Origin of the sequence: Pseudomonas sp. SWRI111, assembly GCF_014268555.1 — a bacterium.
GTDB classification, from domain to species: Bacteria; Pseudomonadota; Gammaproteobacteria; order Pseudomonadales; family Pseudomonadaceae; genus Aquipseudomonas; species Aquipseudomonas hamedanensis.
On the sequence record NZ_JABWQQ010000025.1, the window covers coordinates 1 to 25,069 of the forward strand.

Genomic DNA, 25,069 nt, shown 5'->3' on the forward strand with positions numbered 1-25,069 from the left:
TTCCCCATGTGAGAGTAGGTCATCGTCAAGATTAAATTCCGAAACCCCAATTGCGAAAGCAGTTGGGGTTTTGTTTTAGTAGAAGTTCCTGTTTTTGCTGGCTTGTTACCGTGTTGACGGGCCAGATAAAGAATTTCTTGACGACCATAGAACATTGGAACCACCTGATCCCATCCCGAACTCAGCAGTGAAACGATGTATCGCCGATGGTAGTGTGGGGTTTCCCCATGTGAGAGTAGGTCATCGTCAAGATTGAATTCCGAAACCCCTGTCTGCGTGAGCAGTCAGGGGTTTTGTCATTTCTGGCCTGACCCAACCCACTTGTTCAAAGCGTTTTACGTATCTTGCTGATGCGCCTTGCCTGCCACTTACGCCACCAGATATAGACACCGGTACCTGACAAACCGGCAATCAGCACGCCCAGCACTGCAATCATCACTTGCCCTGTAACGCCAAAGATTCGGCCACCGTGTATCGGTAACTGCAGCCGATAAAACTGCTCGCCCCACGTTCCCTGCCCAGCGATTTCCTGTCCCAGTAATCGCCCATCCGTACCATGAAAGAACAACCAGGATTTGCCATGCGCCTGCGTGTCATGCTGTCCAAACCCCGCGCCGTAAAAGTTGCATTCGAAGCTGTAGTACAACTCCCCGATTGCCGCAGTCAGTCCTAACCGTTTCCCTTCCTCTAATGCCCTTTCATACGCCTGTTGATAACTTAGTTGCGTGACCCCCAGTTCGTCTGGAGGCATTCGGCCTCGCGCCTCATAGACACTCGGCTCAATGGGCGAGAATAACGACACGACCGGTTTGAATACCTGGCTTGGCAGGTTCATCGCCACGCTGCTGACGGCAATCGGTAGCAGTAACAACCATAACCACAATCCCCCTGCACGATGCAGATCGAAATTAACGCGATAAGCATGTCCGCCTTTTACCTTCCAGGCGGTCGACCATTTCTTCCAGAACGGTTTACCACGTGGCAGCGTCAGCCATAACGCGACAAAACAATCGATCACCCAGGCGATGGCCACCAACCCCATCAGCAACAGCCCCCAGTTCTCGGGAAGCGTGAGGTTGTAATGAAACTCGAGGATGAAGGGGATGAAGTTCTCCCGCTGGAAACAGCATTCTCCCCAATAGCGTTGTCCTTTTTGCTCAGCGTTCACCGGATCCAGGTAAAACACTTGGTTCGGCTCGTCGAACGGCTTGCCGGTGGCCGGGTCCGTGCGTGGCACGGCCGCCAGCAACGCGGTATGTCCTGGTTCGTTCGGGTACTCCATGTACCAGACCTGCAGTGTTGGATGCGTAGTCTGCACTGCCTGGACCAAATCGCCGGGTGGCAGTCGTTGCCCCTCGGCAGACGCCGCATAAAACTGCGGATTCAAGGCTTCATCCAGCTCATGGTTAAACGCCAGAATGCTCCCGGTGATCCCCGCCAGCAGCAGAAACACGGCGATTGCCAATCCGATATAGCGATGCAATACAACCAAAAACGCACGCATGAACATTTCCCTCACAGAGACGACAAAGCCAGCCCCCGAATATCAGGGGCTGGCTTTTTTATGCACAGGGCACAGGATTAGAACTGGTAGCTGACCGTCGCCGCGACATTGCGCTCTTCGCCCATGTAGCAGAAGTTCAGGCTGGCGCAGGACGCCACGTAGGACTCGTTGGTCAGGTTGTTTGCATTCAGGCGCAGGTCAACGCCCTTCAAGCCGACTTTGCCCAGGTCGTAACCGATCGATGCATCGAACAATGTGTAGGAGGGCACCTTCAGGGTGTTTTCTGCATCCGCCCAGCTGTAGCCGACGTAACGCACACCACCGCCCAGACGCAGGCCATCGAGCGCCGCGCTGTCGAACTTGTAGTCAGCCCACAGCGATGCCATGTGCCGCGGTGCCTGTGTCGGTGAGTTGCCTTTGTTCTCGATGACGTCGGTGGGTGTGCTCAGCGTGCTGACCATCGATTTGGAATATTCGATATCGGTGAAGGTGTAGCTGCCGAGCACCTTCAGGTTATCGGTCAGTTGCGTGTGCGCTTCCAGTTCCAGGCCTTGAGAGCGGACGGCACCTACGGCGCGATAGAAGTTTTCCTGCGGCAGTTTGGTCGCCAGGTTTTCCTGATCGATGCGGAACAGCGACGCGGTAAACAGATTGTCGGTGCCTGGCGGCTGATACTTCAGGCCGACCTCCCATTGTTTACCGTCGGTAGGCGCCAGTGGGTTACCGGCACTGTCAGCGTAGGAATTCGGATTAAACGACTCGGAGTAACTGATGTACGGCGCCAGACCGTTATCGAACAGATACAGGGCACCCGCGCGGCCGGTCAGCTTGGTGCGACGGTCTTTGATTTCGGTGCCTTGCGGGCGACCTGCTTCGGCAATCCGGTTCTCATCAGAAGTTTCTACCCAGTCCTGGCGTAGGCCCAGCGAGAAGCGCCACTGGTCCATCTCGATCAAGTCCTGCAAATACACACCCGTTTGCTCGAGGCGGCGCAGATAGCTGGTCTCACCGTACATCTCGATCGTCGAGTTGCCGTACACCGGATTGAACGCATCGATCGGCGCCAATCCGCCGCTGGTCCAGTCGACCACCGTCTTGCGTCGTTGGTAATCGGCGCCCATCAGCACCGTATGCTTGGTCGCACCGGTGAAAAATTCGGCCTGGAGCATGTTGTCGACGATAAACGCGTGCAGCCGCTCGTCGCCCCCGGTGTAATAACGGTTCAGCTCATTGCTGGTCGGTGTGGTCCAGCCATACGCGTAGACCTGATCCATGTTTACTTTGGAGTCCAGGTAACGAAAGTTCTGTCGCGCAGTGAAGACGTCGTTGAAGCGGTGTTCGAACTGGTAGCCGAACGACTGCTGATCACGTGAGTAGCCATCAACCCCCGGCTCGCCCTCAAAGAAGTGTGGCGAGATGCGCTGGCCATTGCGCTGATGAATCGTGCCATCCGCCGGCACGCCACCATGGTAACCGCCGTCCGGATCGTGCTGCAGGTACGCCTGCAGGGTCAGCGACGTGTCTTCGCTGAAATCGATGTTGACGGTCGGTGCGAGGGCGAAGCGCTTTTCCTTGTTGTGGTCAAATTGTGTGTCGGACTGATCGGTCAAACCGGTCAGACGATAGGCGATGCGCTTGTCGTCATCGACCGGACCGCTGAAGTCAAAGCCGACCCCGCGCTGGCCCTGCGTTCCGACTGTGGCTTGCACCTGATGATAAGCCTCGTACAGCGGCTTCTTGCTCGTCAGAGCCACCAGTCCACCCGGCGAACTGCGGCCATACAAAACCGACGACGGGCCTTTGAGAATGTCGACGCGCTCGAGGAAATACGGATCGACCTGCATGGTGCTGTAAGTGCCACTATCGCCCATCGACTTGAGGCCGTCGAGATAGAGGTTATCCACAGAACCGTCGTTGAAGCCGCGCATCGCGACGTAGTCGTAACGGTGGGTGGCACCGTAGGGATTGGTCAACACGCCAGGGGTGTAACGCATGGCCTGCGACACCGTCTGCGAACCTTGATCGTCCATTTGCTCGCGGGTCACCACGGACACGCTTTGCGACGTTTCCCGCAATGCCGTACTGGTTTTCGTGGCGATCTGGCTATGCGTGGCGTTGTAGCCATCCATGCTGCCCAGCGCGTTACCAAGGGCGAAGCCTTTGATGTCGGTGGTCGGCAAGGCCAGCGCTTCGGTTTCCGCGAACGGGCGCAGAATGTAGCTGCTGCCGTCCTGGCTGACCGCTTGCAAACCGGAACCGCCGAGCAAATGGCTCAACGCCTGTTCCGTCGAGTAGTCACCCTGAACGCCCGGCGACTGCCGGCCTTGGGTCTGTTGCGGCGTCATCGACAGGGTGATGCCGGCTTGCCGGGCAAACTGGTTCAATGCGTCACCCAGCGCTCCGGCAGGGATGTCGTAGCGATGGCTGACTTCATTGCCAGTCAGCCCGGCCGCCAGGCTCAGGCTCGGCAACACCCCGGCGCCCAGAGCGGTAGAGAACAGCGCCGCCCGGATGGCGTGGCGTAATAAACCCGATTCAACCGTGATATTCAGAGAATGCTTACAGGTAGCGCGGACAGTCATTGTAGGTTTCCGTAGGAAGTCGCGAAGGCTGAGTGGAACTGCTTACTGACTAAGCCGGACTCGTTGCGAAAACCCGCCAAAAAATATTCAGGCCAGCGATTCCAGCGTCACCCACCAGCGGGTGCGATAGCGCAGCTGCACCGGCAGGGTCTGCGGCAGCACCGCCAGAAGCCTGTCGGTGTCCTCCAGGCGAAACACGCCAGACAGTTGCAGATCAGCCACTTCAGAGGCGCACGTCAGAAAACCCTGGCGATAACGCCCGACCTCAGCGAGGAAGTCGCCCAGGCGCATATTGCGCGTGACGATCAAGCCGTCGACCCAGGCGCCGGCATCCATGGGCAGCGTCGGAGCCGGCCTTACCTGATGGCGGTCAATCAGATAGCTCTGCCCGGCAAGTGCTTCCACCGATGCTCCGCCGGTATGGATGGCGACCCTTCCACGGGTGACGCTGAGCCGTGTGCAATCATTGTCCTGACGCAGGATGAAGCGCGCATCAAGCGGTTCATAACGGCCGTGGCGGTTTTCGATGCGCAGCGGCCGATCGAACGGTGCGCCTTCATCGGCGCCGCCACAACTGACGATGATTTCGCCGCGAGTCAACTTGATCAGGCGTTGTTGCGCCGTGTAATCAAGATCCACGGCGCTGGCGGTATTGAGTTCCAGGCGCGTGCCATCGGGCAACTGAAAGCCGCGACGCTCGCCGGTTGTTGTGGCGTAATCGGCGCGCCATTGCTGCCACACCGCAGTGTCCTTGGCCAGCCACGCCGCTGAACCCATCACCAGCACGCCCGACAGCAGCTTCAGCGCCTGGCGGCGGCCGAGCCCCTGTGCGCTGTTTTCCAGTGTGTTGAAGGCCACTTGCGCACCGGGTACGGCACGCAGGTTGTTGCTCAGCTCGGCTTGCAGCGACTGCACCCGTTGCCAGGCCAATTCGTGTTCAATCTGTTCGGCGCGCCATTGTTCGCATTGGCGCTGGAGGCGCGGGTTGCCGTGGTTATTACGCAGGCGCAGCAACCAGTGAATGGCCTGCCGGACCACTTTCTGCTGCGGCTCGGCGCGCCGACCCAATGACAAGTTATCCACAGGCATCAGCTCTCATACCGCAGCACGTAACAGTGATAGAGGGCATCGGCGATGTAGCGCTCCACCGAGCGCAACGACAGACCCATCTGCTCGGCGATCTGCTTATGGGTCAAGCCTTCGCACTGCGCCAACAGAAAAGCCTGACGCACTTTCGGCTTCAGTCCTTCAAGCATGCGCGCGATGCTTTCGAGCAACTCGATCACCAGCGCTCGGGCTTCGGCACCGGGCGCCTGTGCTTCGGGCAAATGGGCAATGCTTTCCAGGTAGGCGCGCTCGATTTCCTCGCGGCGCCAGTGATCAATCACCAACCCGCGGGCAATGGTGCGCAGGAAGGCGCGGGGCGCCTTGAGTTCGAGGCGTTCGGTGCGTTGCAGCAGGCGCACAAACGTATCCTGGGCCAGATCCGCTGCGTCCGCCGCGTTGCCCAGCCGTGCGCGCAGCCAAGCGTTGAGCCAGCCGTGATGACTACTGTAAAGCGTCTGTACTGCGAACTCAGGAGAGGACATTTACGCAACAGCCCGAACGTCACAAATGATAATTAGTCGCATTGTCATCAAGGGTTACAGATTTTGCAACTGTCGCTCAACCAACACCCAGAAAAATTTCCTCGCAGGCGCTCTGGCACGCCGTTCGGCGGGAATCATGCGTAAACCTCATCCATTTCCTACGCCGCCCTAAGATTTCTTCCATGCGTGCCGACAGACTGGTGAGACATGCGTGCACCAAAGTAGAGCGGCCAGAAGAACGCTGCCTGCGCTGTACATGGAATGTTGCATCCGGAACGCATCCCCACTTTTGGCATAAGAAGTCCCATGAAATGAATCTCAAGTTCAGCCATAAAATCCTGTTGGCCGCCTCGGGCGTCGTGGTCCTGGCGTTCGCGCTGTTCACGCTCTACAACGACTACCTGCAGCGAAACACCATTCGCCAGAACCTCCAGTCTTCCGTGCAGCAGGCCGGTGACCTGACCGCCAGCAGTGTGCAGAACTGGATGAGCGGAAGAATCCTGGTGCTGGAAAACCTCGCGCAAAACGTGGCCCATCAAGGCAAGAGCGCCGATCTTCCGGGACTGGTCGACCAACCAGCCTTCACTTCGAACTTTCAATTCACTTACGTCGGTCAGGCCAACGGTGTCTTTACCCAGCGCCCTGATGCGAAGATGCCCGACGGTTACGACCCGCGTCAGCGCCCTTGGTACAAACAAGCGGTCGCCGCCGACAAGACCATGCTGACCCCGCCGTACATGGCGGCCGTCGGCGGTCTGGTGGTGACCATCGCCATGCCGGTGAAGAAGAACGGCGAGCTGCTGGGCGTCGTCGGCGGTGACCTGAGCCTGGAAACCCTGGTGAAAATCATCAACTCGGTGGACTTCGGTGGCCTTGGCCATGCGTTTCTGGTCAGCGCTGACGGTCAGGTGATCGTCAGCCCGGACAAAGACCAAGTGATGAAGAACCTCAAGGACATCTACCCGAACACCAGCGTGCGCATCGAAAAAGGCAATCAGAACGTCGTGCTCAATGGCCAGGAGCGGATTCTGTCGTTTACCCCGGTCAGCGACCTGCCAAATGCGCAGTGGTACATCGGTCTCTCGATCGATCACGATAAGGCCTACGCCGCACTCAGCCAGTTCCGCACCTCGGCACTGATCGCGATGTTTGTCGCGGTGGCGGCGATTGCGCTGTTGCTGAGCCTGTTGATCAACGTGTTGATGCGTCCGTTGACCACCATGGGCCGCGCGATGCAAGACATCGCTCAAGGTGAAGGCGACCTGACCCGTCGTCTGGTGGTCGTGAGCAAAGACGAATTCGGCGAACTGGGCAGCGCATTCAACCAGTTCGTTGAGCGAATTCACGCGTCGATTTCCGAAGTGTCATCGGCGACCCGTCACGTTCACGATCTGTCGCAGCGGGTGATGGCGTCGTCCAACGCTTCGATTGTCGGCTCCGATGAACAAAGCGCACGCACCAACAGCGTGGCGGCGGCGATTAACCAGTTGGGCGCCGCCACTCAGGAAATCGCCCGCAACGCCGCCGATGCTTCGCAGCATGCCAGCGGCGCCAGCGAGCAGGCCGATGATGGCCGCCAAGTGGTGGAACAAACCATTCAGGCGATGACCGAGTTGTCGCAAAAGATCAGCCTGTCGTGCACTCAGATCGAAACCCTGAACGCCAGCACCGACAACATCGGCCACATCCTCGATGTGATCAAAGGGATCTCGCAGCAAACCAACCTGCTGGCGCTCAATGCCGCTATCGAAGCGGCGCGTGCCGGTGAAGCTGGGCGCGGTTTTGCCGTGGTCGCGGATGAGGTGCGCAACCTCGCCCATCGCACCCAGGAGTCGGCGGAAGAAATCCACAAGATGATCACTTCCCTGCAAGTGGGTTCGCGTGAAGCGGTGAGCACGATGAACGCCAGCCAGGCATCTAGTGAGCAAAGCGTTGAAGTGGCCAATCAGGCCGGCTTGCGCCTGGTCAGCGTGACCCAGCGCATCGGCGAAATCGATGGCATGAACCAGTCGGTGGCCGCTGCAACCGAGGAGCAGACCGCCGTGGTGGAAACGCTCAACGTCGACGTCAACCAGATCAACCTGTTGAACCAGCAGAGCGTCGCCAACCTCAACGAGACGTTGAAGGATTGCGATGCGTTGTCGCAGCAGGCCAACCGGTTGAAGCAATTGGTCGACAGTTTCAAGATCTGATAGCAGTCCGTTAGATCGCGTTACCGTTCTTCGCGAGCAGGCTCGCTCCCACAGTATTTTTGGTTGAACACAACATGTGTGTGAACACCCAATACACTGTGGGAGCGAGCCTGCTCGCGAAAGCGGTGGTTCATTCACCGCCAAACCAAAGCCTTAAACAAACAGCTTCAAGACATTCCCCATCGCCTCATCAGCAAACCCCTGCACAAAATCCTTGAACCCCGGCAACGCTTCTTCACCTCCCGAAGCCGGCTCGGCAATGATCGTCCAGGTCGCCCGCGATTCGCCTTCGGCCAGCGATTCCACCTGCATCGCCGCCCACAGATTCGCCACCCCCAAGGTGTTATAGATCGTTGTCCAAGTCATGTTCAGCGCTTGGTCATCGCGTGAATTGAGCTGTTCGACGACGATGTTGCCGTCCTTGAAATGCTTCTTGCGCAGCGAAGACACGCCCTCGCCGGTCATCTCGATGTGCGACAGCGCGGGTATGAAACGGTCGAAACCGGCGAAATTGCCGACCACCGCCCAGACCTGCGCGGCGTCCGCCGGTATCTCCACCGAGGACACAACGTGGCAGCCTTGCGGGTTTTTAATCAGGGTGTCCGGTTGCAGATTGTTCATGGTGTTGCTCCTTTTTATGCACTAGATGAAATCGATCTGTTTCAGGTAATCGCAGCCGCGGCGTAACAGCGCCGGGGATTTGTGCGGGTAGTGCGCGCCCATCTGCCGCACGCCGGCGGCGGCGTTGGCGTGGCCGATCAGCGAGATATCGCCGATGTCTTCTTCGAAGCCGTTGAGGTAAAACCCGAGTACGCCGAACAGTGCGTTGTCGGCATCGACCCGGCTCAGTTGCTGCTGCCAGTCGGCGACGCTGACCAGCGAAAACTCGCGGCCGGTTTCCCGAAACGAAGCGACATAGGCGTCCCAGCTCAGCGGCTCGGGGTTGTGCAGGTTGAACACCGCGCGCTCGGGCGAATAGCGGCTGGCATGGAAGGCGATGAAGCGGGCGAGAAAGTCCACCGGCATCAAGTCGAAATTCAGCGCGAGGGCCGGCACCTGTCCGAGCTGGATCGAGCCTTTGAGCATCAACATCAGGCGGTTTTTGTGCGGCTGGCAGACACCGCTCAGGCTGTTGAAACTGATGTTGCCGGGGCGATACAGATTGACCCGCACGCCACGCTCGCGCGCCCGCTCGAGGAGGCGTTCGCCGACCCATTTGGACAGGTTGTAGCCGTTGCGAATGTAGATCGGCGGCGTCGCTGCGGCGGGCAGCTCCAATACTCGACCGGCCTCATCCACGGTGCTGGAGGCGGACAGCGTCGAGACAAAGTTGAAGACCTTTTTGCACTGCCCTTCGCACAGCCTCAGGAGCGCGAAGATCGGCTCGACGTTGTCCGCCGCCAACGACTCGTAGTCGAGCACATGATTGACGTTGGCGGCGTTGTGCACCAGCGCGCCGAACTCGCGATCCAGCCGCTGATAATCGTCATCGCCCAGGCCTAGCTGCGCGTGAGTCAGATCCGCCGCATAGACGCGCACCCGGCGCAGATCCAGGTGCTCGAGACGGTTCTCGCGCAGTGCTTGGGCAAAGCGCTGCGCCGCCGTTTGCCCACCGCCGTCGCGCACCAGGCAAGCCACCTCGCTGGCCCCCCAGCCGAGCAGTGCTTCAACGATGTGGACGCCGACAAAGCTGTTGGCACCGGTGACGATCACTTTGTGCACATCGCCCATGCGGTTGATCGGCAGCGGCTCGATATCCAGCGCACGTTCGGCATCGGCCATGGCCTGCACGCTGAGCACGGCGCGATCATCGGTGCCGCGTACCAGCGTTGCCAGTTTGCGGATTGTCGGCAGTTCGATGAAGCGGTTGATCGAAATGCTGCGCCCAAACTCCTCACGCAGGCGCAGCAACAGCCGCGACAGCAGAATCGAATGGCCGCCAAGATTGAAGAAGCTTTCGTCAGTGGAAATATCGTGGTCAGGCAGCTCCAGCAACTCCGCCCAGATCCCCAGCAGCAGCGCTTCGTCGGCATTCGCTGGCAGGCATTTCGCAGCGCCGTCCTGTACGGTCACCGGCATTGCCAACAGCGCTTTGCGGTCGACTTTGCCGTTGCTGGCGAACGGCATGCCCGGCAGTTCGGTCCACGCTGTCGGGTGCATGTAGTCCGGTAAAAATTGCCGGGCATGCGCCAGCAGCGCCTCGCGGGCATCGTCTGACTGCGGCTGGGCGAGGAAGGCAAGGATGCGCCGCTGACTGTCGATCACCACGGCAATCTGGCGATACAACCGGCTGTCCCGCAGGCAACGCTCGATCTCTTCCGGCTCGACGCGAAAACCACGAATTTTCACTTGGTTGTCACGTCGTCCGCACAACTCGATGCCGTGCTCGCCCCACTTGGCCATGTCGCCGCTGCGGTAGGCGCGCAAGGTCGCGCCTCCCGGCAAGGCCAGGGTCAGATAGCGTGCGGCGGTCTGCTGCGGATTGTTCAGGTAACCGAGGCAGACACCGGGGCCGACGATGAACAGTTCACCCACGGTTTGTTCGGGTACCGGTTGCAGATCGTCGTCGAGAATCAGCACCTGACTGTTGGCGATCGGCGCGCCGAGGCTGCGATTGCTGTCGCTGTTTTCGAGTCGCCGGGCGGTAATCAGTACCGTGGCCTCGGTCGGGCCATAGAGGTTATGCAACGTGCCCTGCCGGGTCAGTTGCTCGATGACGAAAGGCTCGCAGACATCGCCGCCGGTCATCACCTGCACACCTTGCAGGTGTTCCAGCGGCAGGATGCTCAACAGCGCCGGGGGCAGGAACGCATGGGTCAGTTGCCGTCGGCGGATCAGCGCAACCAGTTGCAGCGGATCGCGCCGCTGCGTGTCGTCGGGCACTACCAGTTCGGCGCCGGCGATCAGCGTCGGGAAGATGTCGATCAGCGACGAGTCGAAGCTCAGCGAAGAGAACTGCAATACCCGGCTTTCGCTGCTCAGTTGCACATAGTCGGCGTACCACGCGGTGAAGTGCGCGAGGTTGGCCTGGCTGAGCAGCACCCCTTTCGGATGCCCGGTGGTGCCCGAGGTGTAAAGCGCCATGCACGGCGCATCGGGGGCGGGACGTCTTTGCAGCAAGGGTTGGCTGAGATCGGCAGCCGCTGCATGGATGCCGCTGATATCCAGCGCCGACATCGTGCCCCCCAGCGCCTGCTCGCCATCGTGGAGCAGCAGCACCGCTGCGGCGTTCTGCACAATGTATTGCTGACGCGGCAATGGATGGCTCGGCTCCAGCGGCAAATACACCGCACCGCTGCCGAGAATCGCCAGAATCGCGGCGTACAGCGCCGGACTTTTCGGCAGGCAGACGGCAATTACCCACGGTTGCGGGTGGCGCTCAAGCAAGGGCTGTAGTCGTTGTTGAATCGCCAGGCTGTGGGCCTGCAACTGGCGGTAGCTGATCGACTGCCCGTCCAGATGCAGAGCGGGCCGTCCGGCATGCTCGATCAGGCTCTGTTGCAGGCGTTCGATCACCGAGACCTGCGCCTGTTTCAGCAACGCTGCATTGGCCGTGTCGTTGAAGCGATGGACATACGCCAGGCTGTCGAGAAACAGCAGATCTTCCATGCGCTCGAAATCCGGCGCGGTCAGCGCAGGGGCGTGGCGAAGCGCGTCGGGGTCGCGGGAAAAGCGGCTGACCAGCAACGTCACTTCGTCCACTACCTGCGCCATTACCCGTTGGCGCAACGCCTGACCGTTGCCGGACGGCTCATCGGCCATCGGCACGCGGCTGATCAGCGACGAGCCAAGAAAACACAGCAAGTCGAGTGACGGCAGACCGCCGCTGCTCCGGGCTGCGACGCCCAATCGCAAATGCAGATGCGGGATCGCGCAGCCATCGCCGGCGGCAATAAAACCATCGTCAATGATCAGGTCCACCGCCGATAGTGCCGCAGCGCTGCGGCGTATTGAATGACCGTGTTGTAGCAGTTCTTGCGCCAGGTCGGTCATGGCCTGGCTGGTGCCTGTCAGCACAATGTCGAGACGTTTCATGTCGGCTTCCTTGTCAAACCAGATAGTCGCGCAGGGCGTGCTGCACACAGGGGCTGTCGAGCAGCGAACTGTTGTGGAAGAACTTGACGATGTTGCCCACCAGCGGGTGGTGGCGGTTGATCGGGAAGGCTAGCCCGGCGATTTCCTCGCGCAGCGATCGGCGCGTGGCATCGCTGACCGGCAGCGCGTCTATCAGGCGCAGGTCGAAGGCCTTCTGGATGTCGTGGGTCAGGTAATGGCCGATGAATACCGGCAGGATCTGCGCGATGGTGTTGCGGTCCGCGTCGCTCGCGGTGTGCCAATAGATGCGCACCATGCGTGCCCAGAAACTGGAATGGCGGCCCTCGTCGAGCAAGTGGTCGGCCATCAGCCCCTTGATTGATGGCTTCACCGTGTCGTCGCGGGCGAACGCGGCGACATCGCCGGTCACGGTGTTTTCGGCGATGGCCACACAGATCAGTTCCACCGCGCCGCGCAGGTGCTCCGGCGCGAGCGCCACGGCGGCGGGAATCGCCCGGCTCAGCTCGATTTCGTCCGGCAACCGGATGGGCTCGATGCCGGTCAGCGCCACCGTCTGCTGCATGAAATCCATGGCCACCAGCGCGTGGTAATCCTCATCGACCACCACGGTCATGGCGTCATAGCGGCAAGCGAGCGGGAACGGCACGTCGAAGCGATTCTTGGCGATGCTGCGCGCGGTCTTGTCGACGATTTCAGTCTCGAAAATCACCACGTCGTTGATGAATTTGTACAGCGTCTGCACCAGGGCGAAATCACGTAGTTGCGGGCATTCGCGCAGGAACGTTTCGCTGAGCACCAGTGGTTGGCGACTGAGCGGATAGATCAGCCGCTGATCGTCTTCCAGTACCCGCCGCGGACGTGTGCGGATGGTGGCGCGGCTCTCCCAGACATCGGCGAACGATTGATAGTCGGCAGGGTTCATCGGGCCACCTCCGCCAGTGGCGCGCCCATGCTCAGGCGCAGGCCGTCCCATAAAGCGATGCGGCTTTCGACGGCGGCGATGGCACTGGCGTAGACCTCGGCTTGTCGTTGCGGATCACCCGCGATCAGCCGTGCCAGCAGTTGCTCTGCCGCCGGGCCGTGGTCTTCGGAGTCGACCTCGATGTGCCGTTGCAGGTAGTAACGGAAGGTCGGTGCTTGTTCGATGCCGATGCCCCAGTCATCGAGAATGCGCTGGAACATCGTCGGGATCACGCTTTCGCGGCCGTGCAGAAACGCGGCGGCAACGCTATGCCCCGGTGCCTGCAGGGCAGTGCGCAAGGTATCGCGGACAAACTGCGCAGCCGCCGGCTCAACCTCGACGCTTTGCAACGCCACGTCGTAGCTCACGCCTTCCTCTTGCAGCGCCACGAAGCGTTCCACTGCCGTGGTGCTGGCGCCGATTTCGCGCATCGCATCCAGATAAAGTTCGAAGTGGCTGTAGTGCCCTTCGGCCAGTCGATCGTCCGATTCTTCACCAAGGACGATCTCGTTGATCAGTCGGGCGGCGTGGGGATCGCGCGGTGGCAGCCAGGGCAAACGGGTACAGGTCAGTTCCTGTTGCAGGCGTTTGGTCAGCGACATGAAATCCCAAACGGCAAATACGTGGGTCTCCATGAATCGACGCAATACCGACAATGAAGTGATCTCGGAAAAGATCGGGTGAACGCTAAGTTCGGCTTTCTTCAGGGCGAGTTGGTGCTTGAGGGGCATCATGATGTCCTTTATCAGTGATATGAAGTGGAACAGCTTTATCAACTACGCAATCAGCGGAACAACGATTTGTTTATGTTTAAAATGCCTAAATTAAAAATGCCGAGGCATTGTTCAAGTCCGACCTTGCAGGCCTGTCAGGCTGAAGCGGTCGGCTGGTGTGGGCCTTGAGCCTGGCGCATCACCGAGGCGATTTACCGAAGGTGAACGTTGAAGTTCAAACTTGGCGAGGAAAAATTAATACAGGCTCAAACTATTTAACAAGTTTATTTTCAACTATTTTTAGTTTGCGGTTTTTCAAGTGTGAGTTGCACCGATAAAACTATTGTCTGTAGTTTTATTTGGGCGTAGTTACTCCTTTCGGCAAATAACGGCCAAAATGGGACAAACAGAGTGAATGCCTCACTCGAAGCAACTTTCAACTGAAGAGAATTGATTGATTAAAGGGGCGGAGGTTGGCCGTGATTGGCGCCAGTACTTCCTTTTTCCCGTGACAAGGCTCCTTCCGTAGGTTCCTGGTGCGGGGACTGCGCCGGCGGTGCGGGGCGTCGCCCGTTCTGTATTGGGTTGGCGCCTAAAGAGTGCGGGTAAATGGTGGCCACGGCTATGCCCGTTTCATTCACTCGGGGCCGGGAAACCGGGCTGATGGGCGCAGAAAAGGTCGGAGCGGGCAGGCGCGTCCACCACCTGGCGGGGTGGCGGACAGAGCAGGGGATTTGTAAGCAGTTAATTCGAGGGCAGGGGAGCCGTTCAGGGGTTGGCTTGGCGGCTTTGACCGGCAGGGCTGTCGAGGTAGCGAGTAATGACTTCCACACCGCGATTGAGATGCTGGACCAATAGCGTCACCGAGCCTTCTACGTCACCGTCGATGGTCGCTTGCAGCATCGCCCAGTGGTCGTCCTGGGAGATTTTGCCCAGGCCCATGGCTTCGAGGTTAAAGCGCAGGAAACGCTCCTCCTCGTTGAGGCCGTCTTCGACCAGGCGCAACAGGCGCCGGTTGGCCGCTTTGCTGTACAGGGTCATGTGGAACAAGCGATTGAGCCGACCGATTTCGCTGTAGTCGTGTTGATTTTCCAGCTCTTCGATCAGCGCGGCCGCGCGGTCATGGTCGGCGGGGGTCAGCAAAGGCACCGATTGGCGCAGTGCTTCGGATTCGAGCAGGATGCGCAATTGGTAGGTTTGCGTCGCGTCTTCTTGAATCAACGGTGCGACCACGGCACCTTTGTGTGTGGTTACGCTGAGCAGCGCCTGGGCTTCGAGCTGGCGCAAGGCTTCGCGCACCGGCATGCGGCTGACCCCGAACAGATCGGCCAGGTCCTGCTGGCGCAGGGCCGTGCCACAGGGCAAACGGCCATCGAGAATGGCCGTGCGCAGGGTTTCCTCGATGGTCGAACGGGCCAGGTGTGCGGGGATCGGCCCATCGACTTTAATGCTGTGCAGTGGTTTGGGCTTCTGAGTCACGACTACGCACCCTGTATGTCGACTGAATTTGGATCCAAATGACACTAGTGATTGCTTTACAGGTTGTCAAACCGTGTAGAAGAACGCGTCCATTGTTGAGTTTAGCGCGTTACCGATGATCTCACGGTGCCATTGTTTTTTCGCAGACTAAGCTTCACCATCAAACGCTTTCCTCCCTGCCCTCTGGAAACTTGCTGTGGCGGTACGTTTCGCGATCCCCCGGACGTTGCGCTGGCTTGGCTGCGCACTGCTGCTGGCCGGCGTCATGCTGGGCGGCCTGCATGCCGATTGGGATTTTTCCGCGATCAGCCGCAAGGCCACGGCCCTCTATGGGCCGCTGGGCGCCGGGCAGCAGCGCATCGATGCCTGGCAGAACCTGTTGGCGACGCAGAAACAGGTCAGCGAGATGGACAAGCTCAACGTGGTGAACCGGTTTTTCAACCAACAGGTGCGCTACGTCGAAGACATCGATCTGTGGCGTGAGGTCGATTATTGGGAAACCCCGATCCAGGCGTTGTGGAAGGGCGCCGGCGACTGCGAGGATTATGCGATCGCCAAGTATTTCAGCCTGCGCCACCTCGGGGTCTCCAGTGACAAGCTGCGCATTACCTACGTCAAGGCCCTGCGCCAGAACCGCGCGCACATGGTACTCACTTACTATGCCACCCCCGACGCCATGCCGCTGGTGCTCGACAGCCTGATCGACCCGATCCAGCCGGCATCGCAGCGAACCGATTTGCTGCCGGTCTACTCTTTCAATGCCGAAGGTCTGTATCTGCCGGGGGCCAAGGGCAACAAAAAGGTCGGCGACACCAAACGCCTGTCGCGCTGGCAGGATGTGCTGAAAAAAATGCAGGCCGAAGGTTTTCCGGTCGAGACGACTAACTAGGAGCACGCGCTCAGATGTCTTTGTTCAAACAGCTGTTGATCGCTATCTGTCTGTTCCTGGTGGTTGCCTTCACCGGCAGCTTCATGGTCAGTCTGGAGAGCTCGCGCACCCAGTACGTCAACCAGTTGCGCTCCCATGCCCAGGACGCCGCGACGGCGCTGGCCTTGTCGCTGACGCCGAACATTGACGATCCGGCGATGGTCGAGTTGCTGGTCAGCTCGATTTTCGACAGTGGCTATTACGCGAGCATTCGCGTGGTCGATGTGAAAACCGAGAAAACCATCGTCGAGCGAACCGGCATCCCGGCGGTGAGCAACGTGCCGGACTGGTTCGTCAAACTGATCGGTCTGGAACCGGCCGGTGGCGATGCGCTGGTCAGCCGAGGCTGGGAGCAGGCGGCGCGGGTCGAGGTGGTCAGCCATCCGATGTTCGCCGTGGCCAAACTCTGGCAGAGCGCGCTGGGCAGTCTCGGCTGGCTGCTGCTCTGCGGTGCGGTGAGTGCGGTGCTGGGGGCGTTGTTGCTGCGCCGACAACTGAAGCCGCTCGATTACATGGTCAAGCAGTCCCACGCCATCGCCCGTCGCGAGTTTCTCAGCCTGCCGGACCTGCCGCGAACCCCGGAATTGCGGCGCGTGGTGCAAGCAATGAATCAGATGGTCGAGAAGCTCAAGGCACTGTTTCAGGAGCAGGCCGAGCGCAGCGAAAAACTGCGTGCCGAGTCCTATCAGGACAACCTCACCGGGCTGGCCAACCGGCGTTATTTCGAGATGCAACTGAACGACCGGGTGAGCAATCCGGAGCAGGCCAGTTCCGGTTACCTGCTGCTGTTGCGGGTGAAAGACCTGGCCGGGCTGAACCAGCGTCTCGGCGGCCAGCGCACCGATCAATTGCTGCAAGCGGTCGGCGAGCAATTGTCCCGCGAGTGCGCCAAATACCCGGAAACCCAGAACCTCGTCACCCGTATCCGCGGCGGTGAGTTTGCCGTGCTGGCGCCGGGGCTGGTGCGCGAGGAAGCGCTGCAACTGGCGCAGAACCTCGACAGTGCCCTCAGCAGCCTGCATGCCACGGGCGCGACCGATGTGCCGGCGGTGGCGTCGATTGGTCTGGCGCCGTTCGCCCACGGCGATTCGCCGCAGCAGGTACTGACCCTCGGTGATCAGGCGCTGGCGCAGGCCGAAGGACAGGGTGAGCAGAACTGGGCCTGTATCGAGCAGAGCCTGAGCGCAGACGTCGGCGACGATCATCACGCCTGGCATCGCTTGCTTGACCAGGCCTTGAGTCAGCAGCGTTTCGAGCTGTATTTCCAGCCCGTGGTGTCCGCCCAGGACCCGCAACTGGTGCTGCATTACAAAGTGCTGTCGCGTTTGCTCGACGAGCAGGGCCAGACCATTCCCGCCGGGCGCTTCCTGCCCTGGCTGGAGCGCTTTGGCTGGACGGCACGACTGGACCGCCTGATGCTCGAACGCGTGCTCGAGCAGATGAAAACCCACGAAGATGCGCTGGCACTGAACCTGTCTTCCGCGACCCTGGCCGATCCCCAGGCGCTGAACAAAGTCTTCGACATCCTGCGCGCGCATTCCAATCTCGGCGCGCGCCTGACCCTGGAAATCGGTGAAGAGCAATTGCCGGAACAAGCGGTGCTGGAGCAGTTGACACGGCGCCTGCGCGAGTTGGGCTTCTCGCTGAGCCTGCAACGCTTCGGTGGGCGGTTCAGCATGATCGGCAACCTGGCGCGGCTGGGGCTGGCGTACTTGAAAATCGATGGCAGCTACATTCGTGCGATCGATCAGGAAAGCGACAAGCGCCTGTTCATCGAAGCGATTCAGCGCGCGGCGCACAGCATCGATCTGCCGTTGATTGCCGAGCGGGTCGAGACTGAAGGGGAATTGTCGGTGATTCGCGAAATGGGTCTGTACGGGGTTCAGGGGCAGTTGCTGGGTGAACCCAAACCTTGGCGGTGAGCGGTTGAACAGCGGCACTCACCCTGACCTGCCTGTGAAGCGAAGGCCAGGGGGAGCGGGTCCGTCAGACCGCGTCCCGCGGCAGCATCAACCCTAACGGCAAGCGCACCCGCGCTTCCAGCCCGCCACCGGAGCGATTGCGCAATTCGACGTTGCCGCCGTGCATCGACGCGATCCGCTTCACGATCGCCAGCCCCAGCCCGGTGCCCTTGCCGCCGCGGGCCCGATCGCCGCGAGTGAACGGGTTGAAAATCGCCTCAAGCTCGGCAGGGTCGATGCCCGCCCCGCGGTCCATGACGCTCAGCACCACATAGGGCGCGCTGGTGTCGCCGGACACATAAGCGGCGACTTCCACGCCACTGCCCGCATGGTTCAGGGCGTTGCCGATGAGGTTGTTGAGCAGGCGCTTCATCGATACCCGACGCAGCGGAAACGGCTGGATGGGCTCCAGGCGCAAACGGACCTTTTCTTCATTCTGGTTGTACGGCGCGGCCACTTCGCGCACCAGATCACTGAGGTCGACCTCTTCGACCGACTCGTCGCGACCGTCGCGGATGAACGCGAGGAACTGATCGAGAATGGCGTCCATGTCTTCGATATCACGGACCATGTCGTCGGTCAGGTCGTTGTGATCGCCCATCAACTCCAGCGACAACCGCAAGCGGGTCAGTGGTGTGCGCAAGTCATGGGAAACGCCCGCCAGCATCAGTTCACGCTCGCGCCCGGCTTGCTCGACGTCTTCGGCCATCTGGTTGAAGGCGCGGTAGACCTCGGTCATTTCGCTCGGCGTGTCGCTGATCGGCAGCCGCACGCTGCGGCCCTGTCCGAGTTGCCGCGCGGCATACACCAGGCGCTTCAGCGGCTGGTTGAGCTGGCTGACAAAAATCCACGCCGAGGCCGTCGACAACAAGCCGATGGCGAGGAACCAGCCGAGCACGTTCCAGATTTTCTGGCCACGCAATGGATGCGGATACAGCGGCACTTTCAGCCAGCCATCGCCCAGGCTCGGCGCGCGCACCCACAACGCTGGCGGCGAATGCATGCGCAAGCGCACTTCGGTGTCGGCACCCAGTTCCGCCTGCATCTGGCGTTGATAGATTTCGCTGTACGGCCAGTGCTGTTCGCCTTCCGGCACACCGGCACCGACCACGCGAATCAAGGTCGCGGCATCGGCAATTTTTGCGCGGTTTTCTTCATCGGCGGCCCAGTAGGCACGCAACGTCAGGGCGACGCCGTGGCTGTACTGACGGTCCACCAGCACGTCCTCGTTCATCAACAGATAAACCAGGGTCAGCGCCTTGGAAAACAGCACGACGATGAGCACCAGCCAAAGGGTGCGGGAGAAAAAACTTTGGGGGAACCAGACGGGGGTTTTCATCTTTAACCGCTACACACTTGCAGGAGCGAGCAATGCTCGCATATTGCGGATTGCGAGTCTGTGGCAATGGCCGTGCGACCAGAGCCTGGCAGACTCGCTCCTACAAATCACCGATCACTTGGTGGCGGTGCCATCCGGTACGAACACGTAACCCACGCCCCAGACAGTCTGGATATAGCGCGGTTTCGACGGGTCCGGCTCGATCATCCGGCGCAGACGCGAAATCTGTACGTCGATGGAACGCTCCAGGGCATCCCACTCGCGGCCCCGGGCCAGGTTCATCAGTTTGTCGCGGGTCAACGGCTGACGGGCGTTCATCACCAGCGCCTTGAGCACTGCGAACTCACCGGTGGTGAGCATGTGCACTTCGTCGCCACGCTTCAATTCACGGGTCGCCAGGGACAAGACGTAATCACCGAAGGTGACGTTTTCGTCCTCGCTGCCCGGCGCGCCCGGTACCGGTGCGGCCTGACGGCGCAGGACGGCTTTGACGCGCGCCATCAGCTCGTCGGGGTTGAATGGCTTGGCCAGGTAATCGTCGGCGCCCAGCTCCAGGCCCTTGATACGGCTCAGCTCGTCGCCCTTGGCGGTGAGCATGATGATCGGGATCTGGTTGTTCGCGCCACGCAGACGGCGGCAAGCGGTCAGGCCGTCTTCGCCAGGCAGCATCAGGTCGAGGACGACCAGATTGAACACTTCACGCGACAGCAGACGATCCATCTGCTCGGTGTTCGGAACGGTACGGGCACGGTAGCCCTTGCTGACGAAGAAACGTTCCAGCAGGCTGCTCAGCCCTGGATCGTCATCAACAATAAGAATTTTTTCGCCTTCAGCAGTTTGTGCAGTGCTGCTCATTAGATGCTCCTTTTAGCTCGGCGCGCATTATGGCGTAGCTGCCGTTATACGCACCGTGTGCATTGTTAGCAGATTTTTCCTTCACTGCCAGAAAACCGGGGTTTATGCCTACAAGCTGCAACGCCCCCGAATGACAGAACGCTGGTTATAATGCGCGGCGTTTTGTGCCAGGCAACGTCTGAATCGTTACCGTAAGTGGCCGGCATTTTTTCCGGCCCTGTGCAGTAACCGTTCGATTTCACGGGTCAATGGGCTGCCTCTTGATCCAGGCAGCGGCAATTTTCTAGCCGCTCAATCAGCCTCCAGGCCTTTATTTGCGTGCCTGAGAGCCTGCTTTCACACTATGTCAGGTGGTTTTATGGACAGCATCAACAGCCGCATCGCCGAGGAACTCGGCGTACGCCCGCAACAGGTCGAAGCGGCCGTCGCGCTACTCGATGAAGGTTCTACCGTTCCCTTCATCGCCCGTTACCGGAAAGAAGTCACCGGCAGCCTCGATGACACCCAGTTACGTCATCTGGAAGAGCGTCTGCGCTACCTGCGAGAACTCGACGAACGGCGCATCAGCATCCTCGCCAGCATCCAGGAACAGGGCAAACTCACCCCTGCCCTGGAGCGCGACATCAAGCTCGCCGACACCAAGACCCGCCTCGAAGATTTGTACCTGCCGTACAAGCAGAAGCGCCGCACCAAGGGTCAGATCGCCCTGGAAGCCGGCCTCGGCGAGCTGGCGGACGGCCTGTTCAACGACCCGAACCTCTCTCCGGAAACCGAAGCCGCACGCTTCGTCGACGCGGAAAAAGGCGTGGCTGATGTCAAGGCAGCGCTGGAAGGCGCCAAATACATCCTCATGGAGCGCTTCGCCGAAGACGCCAGCCTGCTGGAAAAACTGCGCAACTACCTCAAGCAGGAAGCGATCCTCAGCGCCCGCGTGATCGCCGGCAAGGAAGAGGAAGGCGCCAAGTTCCGCGATTACTTCGAACACGACGAGCCGCTGAAAAGCATGCCGTCGCACCGCGCGCTGGCAATTTTCCGCGGCCGCAACGAAGGCATTCTCAGTTCCGCGCTGAAAGTCGGCGACGAGCTCCCAGGCTCCATGCACCCATGCGAAGGCATGATCGCCCAGCAGTTCAATATCCAGAACCAGAGCCGCCCCGCGGACAAGTGGCTGAGTGAAGTGGTGCGCTGGACCTGGAAGGTCAAGCTCTACACTCACCTGGAAACCGACCTGCTCGGCGAGCTGCGCGACGGCGCCGAAACCGAAGCGATCAACGTGTTCGCCCACAACCTGCACGACCTGCTGCTGGCCGCTCCGGCCGGGCCGCGCGCGACCCTGGGTCTCGATCCGGGCCTGCGTACCGGCTGCAAGGTGGCGGTGGTCGACGCGACCGGCAAGCTGCTCGATCACGCCACGGTTTACCCGCACGTGCCGCACAACAAGTGGGATCAGACCATCGCGATTCTGGCCGCCCTGTGCGCCAAGCACTCGGTGGACCTGATCGCCATTGGCAACGGCACCGCCAGCCGCGAAACCGACAAACTGGCCATCGAGCTGATCAAAAAATACCCGGCGATGAAGATGACCAAGGTCATGGTTTCCGAGGCCGGTGCATCGGTGTACTCGGCATCGGAACTGGCAGCCAAGGAATTCCCGGACCTCGACGTGTCGATCCGTGGCGCGGTGTCGATCGCCCGGCGTCTGCAGGATCCGCTCGCCGAGCTGGTGAAAATCGATCCGAAATCCATCGGTGTCGGCCAATACCAGCACGACGTCTCGCAGCTGAAACTGGCGCGTGGCCTGGATGCCGTGGTCGAGGACTGCGTGAACGCCGTGGGTGTGGATGTGAACACCGCCTCCGTGGCATTGCTGGCGCGGATCTCCGGCCTCAACGCAACGCTGGCGCAAAACATCGTCGCGCACCGTGATGAACACGGCGCGTTCAAGACCCGTGCAGCGCTGAAGAAAGTCGCGCGTCTGGGCGAAAAAACCTTCGAACAGGCCGCCGGTTTCCTGCGCGTGATGAACGGCGACAACCCGCTGGATTCCTCGGCGGTGCACCCGGAAGCCTATCCGCTGGTGCAGCGTATCGCCGCTGAAACCGATCGCGACATCCGCTCGCTGATCGGCGATGCCGCGTTCCTCAAGCGCCTGGATCCGAAGAAATTCACCGACGAAACCTTCGGCCTGCCGACCGTTACCGACATCCTCCAAGAGCTGGAAAAACCTGGCCGCGATCCGCGTCCCGAGTTCAAGACTGCCGAGTTCCAGGAAGGCGTCGAAGACCTCAAGGATCTGCAACCGGGAATGATCCTCGAAGGCGTGGTAACCAACGTGACGGCGTTCGGTGCGTTCGTTGACATCGGCGTGCATCAGGACGGTCTGGTGCACATCTCGGCGCTGTCGGAGAAGTTCATCAAGGATCCGCGCGAAGCGGTGAAGGCCGGCGACGTGGTCAAGGTCAAGGTCATGGAAGTCGACATCCCGCGCAAACGCGTCGGCTTGTCGATGCGCATGAGCGACACCCCGGGCGAGAAGGTCGACGGCGCCCGTGGCTCGCGTCCCGGCTCTGCACCGCGCCAGTCTTCAGGCAGCGCGCCGCGCAAGGAAACCGTAACCGCCGCCCCGGTGAACAACGCGATGGCCTCGCTGTTCGCCAACGCCAAGCAGTTGAAGAAACGCTGATGGAATTGCCGGCCGGGCTCGTCGAGAGCGCGTTTTTCAAGCTGTTGGGCTGCCGCCTGCACAGCCTCGAAACCGGGGTGGCGCAAGTCGCCCTCGCCCTTGAGCCCGAACTGCGCAACCGCGGCGGCAAACTGCACGGCGGCGCGCTGTTCAGTCTGGTCGACATCGCCATGGGGCTGGCCTGTTCCAGCACCCATGGCTTCGATCAGCAGAGCGCGACCATCGAGTGCAAGATCAATTACATTCGCGCCGTCTCGGATGGCGAGGTGCTGTGCACGGCGCGGGTGATCCACCCGGGCCGGCGCACGCTGGTGGTCGAAGCCGACGTGATGCAGGGCGACAAACTGGTCGCAAAAGCGCAAGGCACGTTCGCTGTGCTGTAGATGTTGCTCATCATTTTGAGTTAATTTCGGCGCTGTGATCGCAGCGTCGAGCTTTTCTGTGGGTATTGCATGATCTTCGCGTGCATCTGCCAGATTCAGGGATTGAAGCCGGCGGTTCGAAAGTGCCTTTTGAGGCCAAAAAACCAGGCGATAACGCCAGTTTCAACTTCACCCTTGTAGACCGTCCTGCCCACCCCCATATTGGGGCGACTGACGCGTGAAGGAATCCAAATTGAGCGAACTTCTCAACCGCCGCCTGGCTCTGCTCGGCGAGCGCGCTAACCTCTCCCTGCTCAAGCAGTGCCTGCACGGTATCGAACGTGAATGCCTGCGCGTGACCAGCGAAGGTCGCCTGGCGCAAACGCCGCACCCCGAAGCCCTAGGTTCCGCGCTGACCAACGAACAGATCACCACCGACTACTCCGAGTCGCTGCTGGAATTCATCACGCCGGCCTTGCCGAACCCTGCCGACACGCTGGCGAGCCTGGACAAGATTCACCGTTTTGCCTACAGCAAGCTCGGCAACGAGTACCTGTGGAGTCCATCGATGCCGTGCCCGTTGCCGGCCGAGGAAGACATCCCGATCGCCTATTACGGCACCTCCAACATCGGTCAGCTCAAGTACGTCTACCGCAAGGGCCTGGCTCTGCGGTATGGCAAGACCATGCAGTGCATCGCCGGGATTCACTACAACTTCTCGCTGCCGGAACAACTCTGGCCGCTGCTGCGCGAGGCCGAAGGTTTCGTCGGTACGGACCGCGATTTCCAGTCGGTGTCGTACATCGCCCTGATCCGCAACTTCCGTCGCTACAGCTGGCTGCTGATGTACCTGTTCGGGGCGTCGCCGGCGCTGGACGCCGGTTTCCTGCGCGGCCGTTCGCATCAGTTGGAACAGCTCGATCCGGACACGCTGTATCTGCCGTACGCCACCAGCCTGCGCATGAGCGATCTCGGTTATCAGAGCAACGCCCAGGCCGGCCTGACGCCATGCTACAACGACCTGGCGAGCTACACCGACAGCCTGCGCAAAGCCGTAGCCACGCCGTACGCGCCGTACGTCGAAGTCGGTACGCACAAGGATGGCGAGTGGGTCCAGCTCAACACCAACATCCTGCAGATCGAAAACGAGTACTACTCCAACATCCGCCCCAAACGTGTGACGTACACCGGCGAGCGGCCGATTCAGGCGCTGATGGCGCGCGGCATCCAGTACGTCGAAGTGCGTTGCCTGGACATCAACCCGTTCCTGCCGATGGGCATCGACCTCACCGAGTCGCGTTTCATCGACGCGTTCCTGCTGTATTGCGCACTGAACGACAGTCCGCTGCTGACCAACACCACCTGCGGCAATGCCACGTCGAACTTCCTCAGCGTGGTCAAGGAAGGTCGCCGTCCGGGCCTGCAATTGCAGCGTGACGGTCAGCCGGTCGAGATGAAACAGTGGGCCGCCGAATTGCTTGAACAGATTGCTCCGCTGGCCGCGCTGCTGGACCAAAGCGTGGGCGGTGATGCGCACAGCAAAGCGCTGGATGCGCAGTTGGCGAAAGTCAGCGACCCGTCCCTGACGCCATCGGCGCAGGTGCTGGCGGCGATGGCCGAGCACAAGGAAAGCTTTGCGCAATTCTCCCTGCGTCAGAGCCAGGCGCATGCCGAATTTTTTCGCAGCGAGCCATTGGCTGCGGATGAACAGGCGAAGTTCGAAGAGCTGGCGCGCGCGTCGCTGGCGCAGCAGACCGAGCTTGAGCAGAACGAGGTTGGCGATTTCGATGTGTTTGTCGGGGCGTATCAGGCGAGCATCCTCGCCATCAGCAACTGATATAGAAGGTCCTTCGGCCCTTTTCGCG

At 60.4% G+C, this 25,069-nt stretch carries 17 protein-coding genes and 1 rRNA gene; 7 read left to right on the forward strand and 11 right to left on the reverse strand.

The features are described 5' to 3' along the window. Nucleotides 1–136 precede the first annotated feature (136 nt). Nucleotides 137–252, forward strand: a 5S ribosomal RNA gene (gene rrf, locus HU755_RS23235). A gap of 73 nt (nt 253–325) precedes the next feature. Here rrf and HU755_RS23240 read toward each other — a convergent pair. The 4 genes from HU755_RS23240 to HU755_RS23255 all read right to left on the reverse strand — a co-directional run bounded on the left by HU755_RS23240 (nt 326) and on the right by HU755_RS23255 (nt 5,675). Beyond that, nucleotides 326–1,504, reverse strand: a complete 1,179-nt coding sequence (locus tag HU755_RS23240; RefSeq protein ID WP_186636892.1) for a PepSY domain-containing protein — start codon at nt 1,502–1,504, stop codon at nt 326–328. Between the two features lie 77 nt (nt 1,505–1,581). Beyond that, nucleotides 1,582–4,086, reverse strand: a complete 2,505-nt coding sequence (locus HU755_RS23245; protein ID WP_186636901.1) for a TonB-dependent siderophore receptor — start codon at nt 4,084–4,086, stop codon at nt 1,582–1,584. 87 nt (nt 4,087–4,173) lie between these two features. Beyond that, nucleotides 4,174–5,175 carry a FecR domain-containing protein gene (locus HU755_RS23250; RefSeq protein ID WP_186624040.1) on the reverse strand — a complete coding sequence of 334 codons (1,002 nt, stop codon included), beginning with the start codon at nt 5,173–5,175 and terminating at the stop codon, nt 4,174–4,176. Next, nucleotides 5,175–5,675: a sigma-70 family RNA polymerase sigma factor gene (locus tag HU755_RS23255; RefSeq protein ID WP_186636903.1), complete on the reverse strand. Its 501-nt coding sequence runs from the start codon at nt 5,673–5,675 to the stop codon at nt 5,175–5,177. The genes HU755_RS23250 and HU755_RS23255 overlap by 1 nt, the downstream gene beginning before the upstream one ends. A gap of 311 nt (nt 5,676–5,986) precedes the next feature. Between HU755_RS23255 and HU755_RS23260 the strand changes: the two genes are divergently transcribed. Next, complete coding sequence (locus HU755_RS23260) at nt 5,987–7,867, forward strand: methyl-accepting chemotaxis protein (RefSeq protein ID WP_186636906.1); 1,881 nt, start codon at nt 5,987–5,989, stop codon at nt 7,865–7,867. Nucleotides 7,868–8,020: 153 nt separating this feature from the next. On the opposite strand, the gene HU755_RS23265 is transcribed toward HU755_RS23260, so the two are convergent. The 5 genes from HU755_RS23265 to HU755_RS23285 form a co-directional block, all read right to left on the reverse strand. Beyond that, entirely contained in the window at nt 8,021–8,488 is a 468-nt protein-coding gene (locus HU755_RS23265) for an SRPBCC family protein (RefSeq protein WP_186636909.1), read from the reverse strand. Nucleotides 8,489–8,509: 21 nt separating this feature from the next. Next, nucleotides 8,510–11,902, reverse strand: coding sequence for an amino acid adenylation domain-containing protein (locus tag HU755_RS23270; RefSeq protein ID WP_186636911.1), 3,393 nt, complete (start codon nt 11,900–11,902; stop codon nt 8,510–8,512). Between the two features lie 13 nt (nt 11,903–11,915). Then, on the reverse strand, nt 11,916–12,845 hold the full coding sequence (locus HU755_RS23275; protein ID WP_186551550.1) for a diiron oxygenase: 930 nt from the start codon (nt 12,843–12,845) through the stop codon (nt 11,916–11,918). Further along, nucleotides 12,842–13,618 (reverse strand): DUF3050 domain-containing protein, encoded by a 777-nt coding sequence (locus HU755_RS23280; protein WP_186551549.1) that lies wholly within the window; start codon nt 13,616–13,618, stop codon nt 12,842–12,844. The genes HU755_RS23275 and HU755_RS23280 overlap by 4 nt, the downstream gene beginning before the upstream one ends. Before the next feature lie 747 nt (nt 13,619–14,365). Then, nucleotides 14,366–15,076, reverse strand: coding sequence for an FCD domain-containing protein (locus tag HU755_RS23285; protein ID WP_186636913.1), 711 nt, complete (start codon nt 15,074–15,076; stop codon nt 14,366–14,368). A gap of 196 nt (nt 15,077–15,272) precedes the next feature. Here HU755_RS23285 and lapG point away from each other — a divergent pair, with 196 nt between their 5' ends. Both lapG and lapD read left to right on the forward strand, forming a co-directional pair. Then, nucleotides 15,273–15,965, forward strand: coding sequence for a cysteine protease LapG (lapG, locus tag HU755_RS23290; protein ID WP_186636914.1), 693 nt, complete (start codon nt 15,273–15,275; stop codon nt 15,963–15,965). Between the two features lie 14 nt (nt 15,966–15,979). Then, nucleotides 15,980–17,926 (forward strand): cyclic di-GMP receptor LapD, encoded by a 1,947-nt coding sequence (gene lapD, locus HU755_RS23295; protein WP_186636915.1) that lies wholly within the window; start codon nt 15,980–15,982, stop codon nt 17,924–17,926. A 64-nt stretch (nt 17,927–17,990) separates the two neighbouring features. Here the strand turns inward: lapD and HU755_RS23300 are convergent, their stop codons facing one another. After that, nucleotides 17,991–19,304 (reverse strand): ATP-binding protein, encoded by a 1,314-nt coding sequence (locus HU755_RS23300; RefSeq protein ID WP_186551545.1) that lies wholly within the window; start codon nt 19,302–19,304, stop codon nt 17,991–17,993. A 114-nt stretch (nt 19,305–19,418) separates the two neighbouring features. Next, complete coding sequence (ompR, locus tag HU755_RS23305; RefSeq protein ID WP_186551544.1) at nt 19,419–20,159, reverse strand: two-component system response regulator OmpR; 741 nt, start codon at nt 20,157–20,159, stop codon at nt 19,419–19,421. 358 nt (nt 20,160–20,517) lie between these two features. Between ompR and HU755_RS23310 the strand changes: the two genes are divergently transcribed. The 3 genes from HU755_RS23310 (at nt 20,518) to gshA (ending at nt 25,041) form a co-directional block, all read left to right on the forward strand. Continuing rightward, entirely contained in the window at nt 20,518–22,842 is a 2,325-nt protein-coding gene (locus HU755_RS23310; RefSeq protein ID WP_186621974.1) for a Tex family protein, read from the forward strand. Continuing rightward, nucleotides 22,842–23,225, forward strand: coding sequence for a PaaI family thioesterase (locus HU755_RS23315; RefSeq protein WP_186551542.1), 384 nt, complete (start codon nt 22,842–22,844; stop codon nt 23,223–23,225). Before HU755_RS23310 ends, HU755_RS23315 begins: the two co-directional genes overlap by 1 nt. A gap of 232 nt (nt 23,226–23,457) precedes the next feature. Next, on the forward strand, nt 23,458–25,041 hold the full coding sequence (gshA, locus tag HU755_RS23320) for a glutamate--cysteine ligase (protein ID WP_186551541.1): 1,584 nt from the start codon (nt 23,458–23,460) through the stop codon (nt 25,039–25,041). Nucleotides 25,042–25,069: the final 28 nt, after the last annotated feature.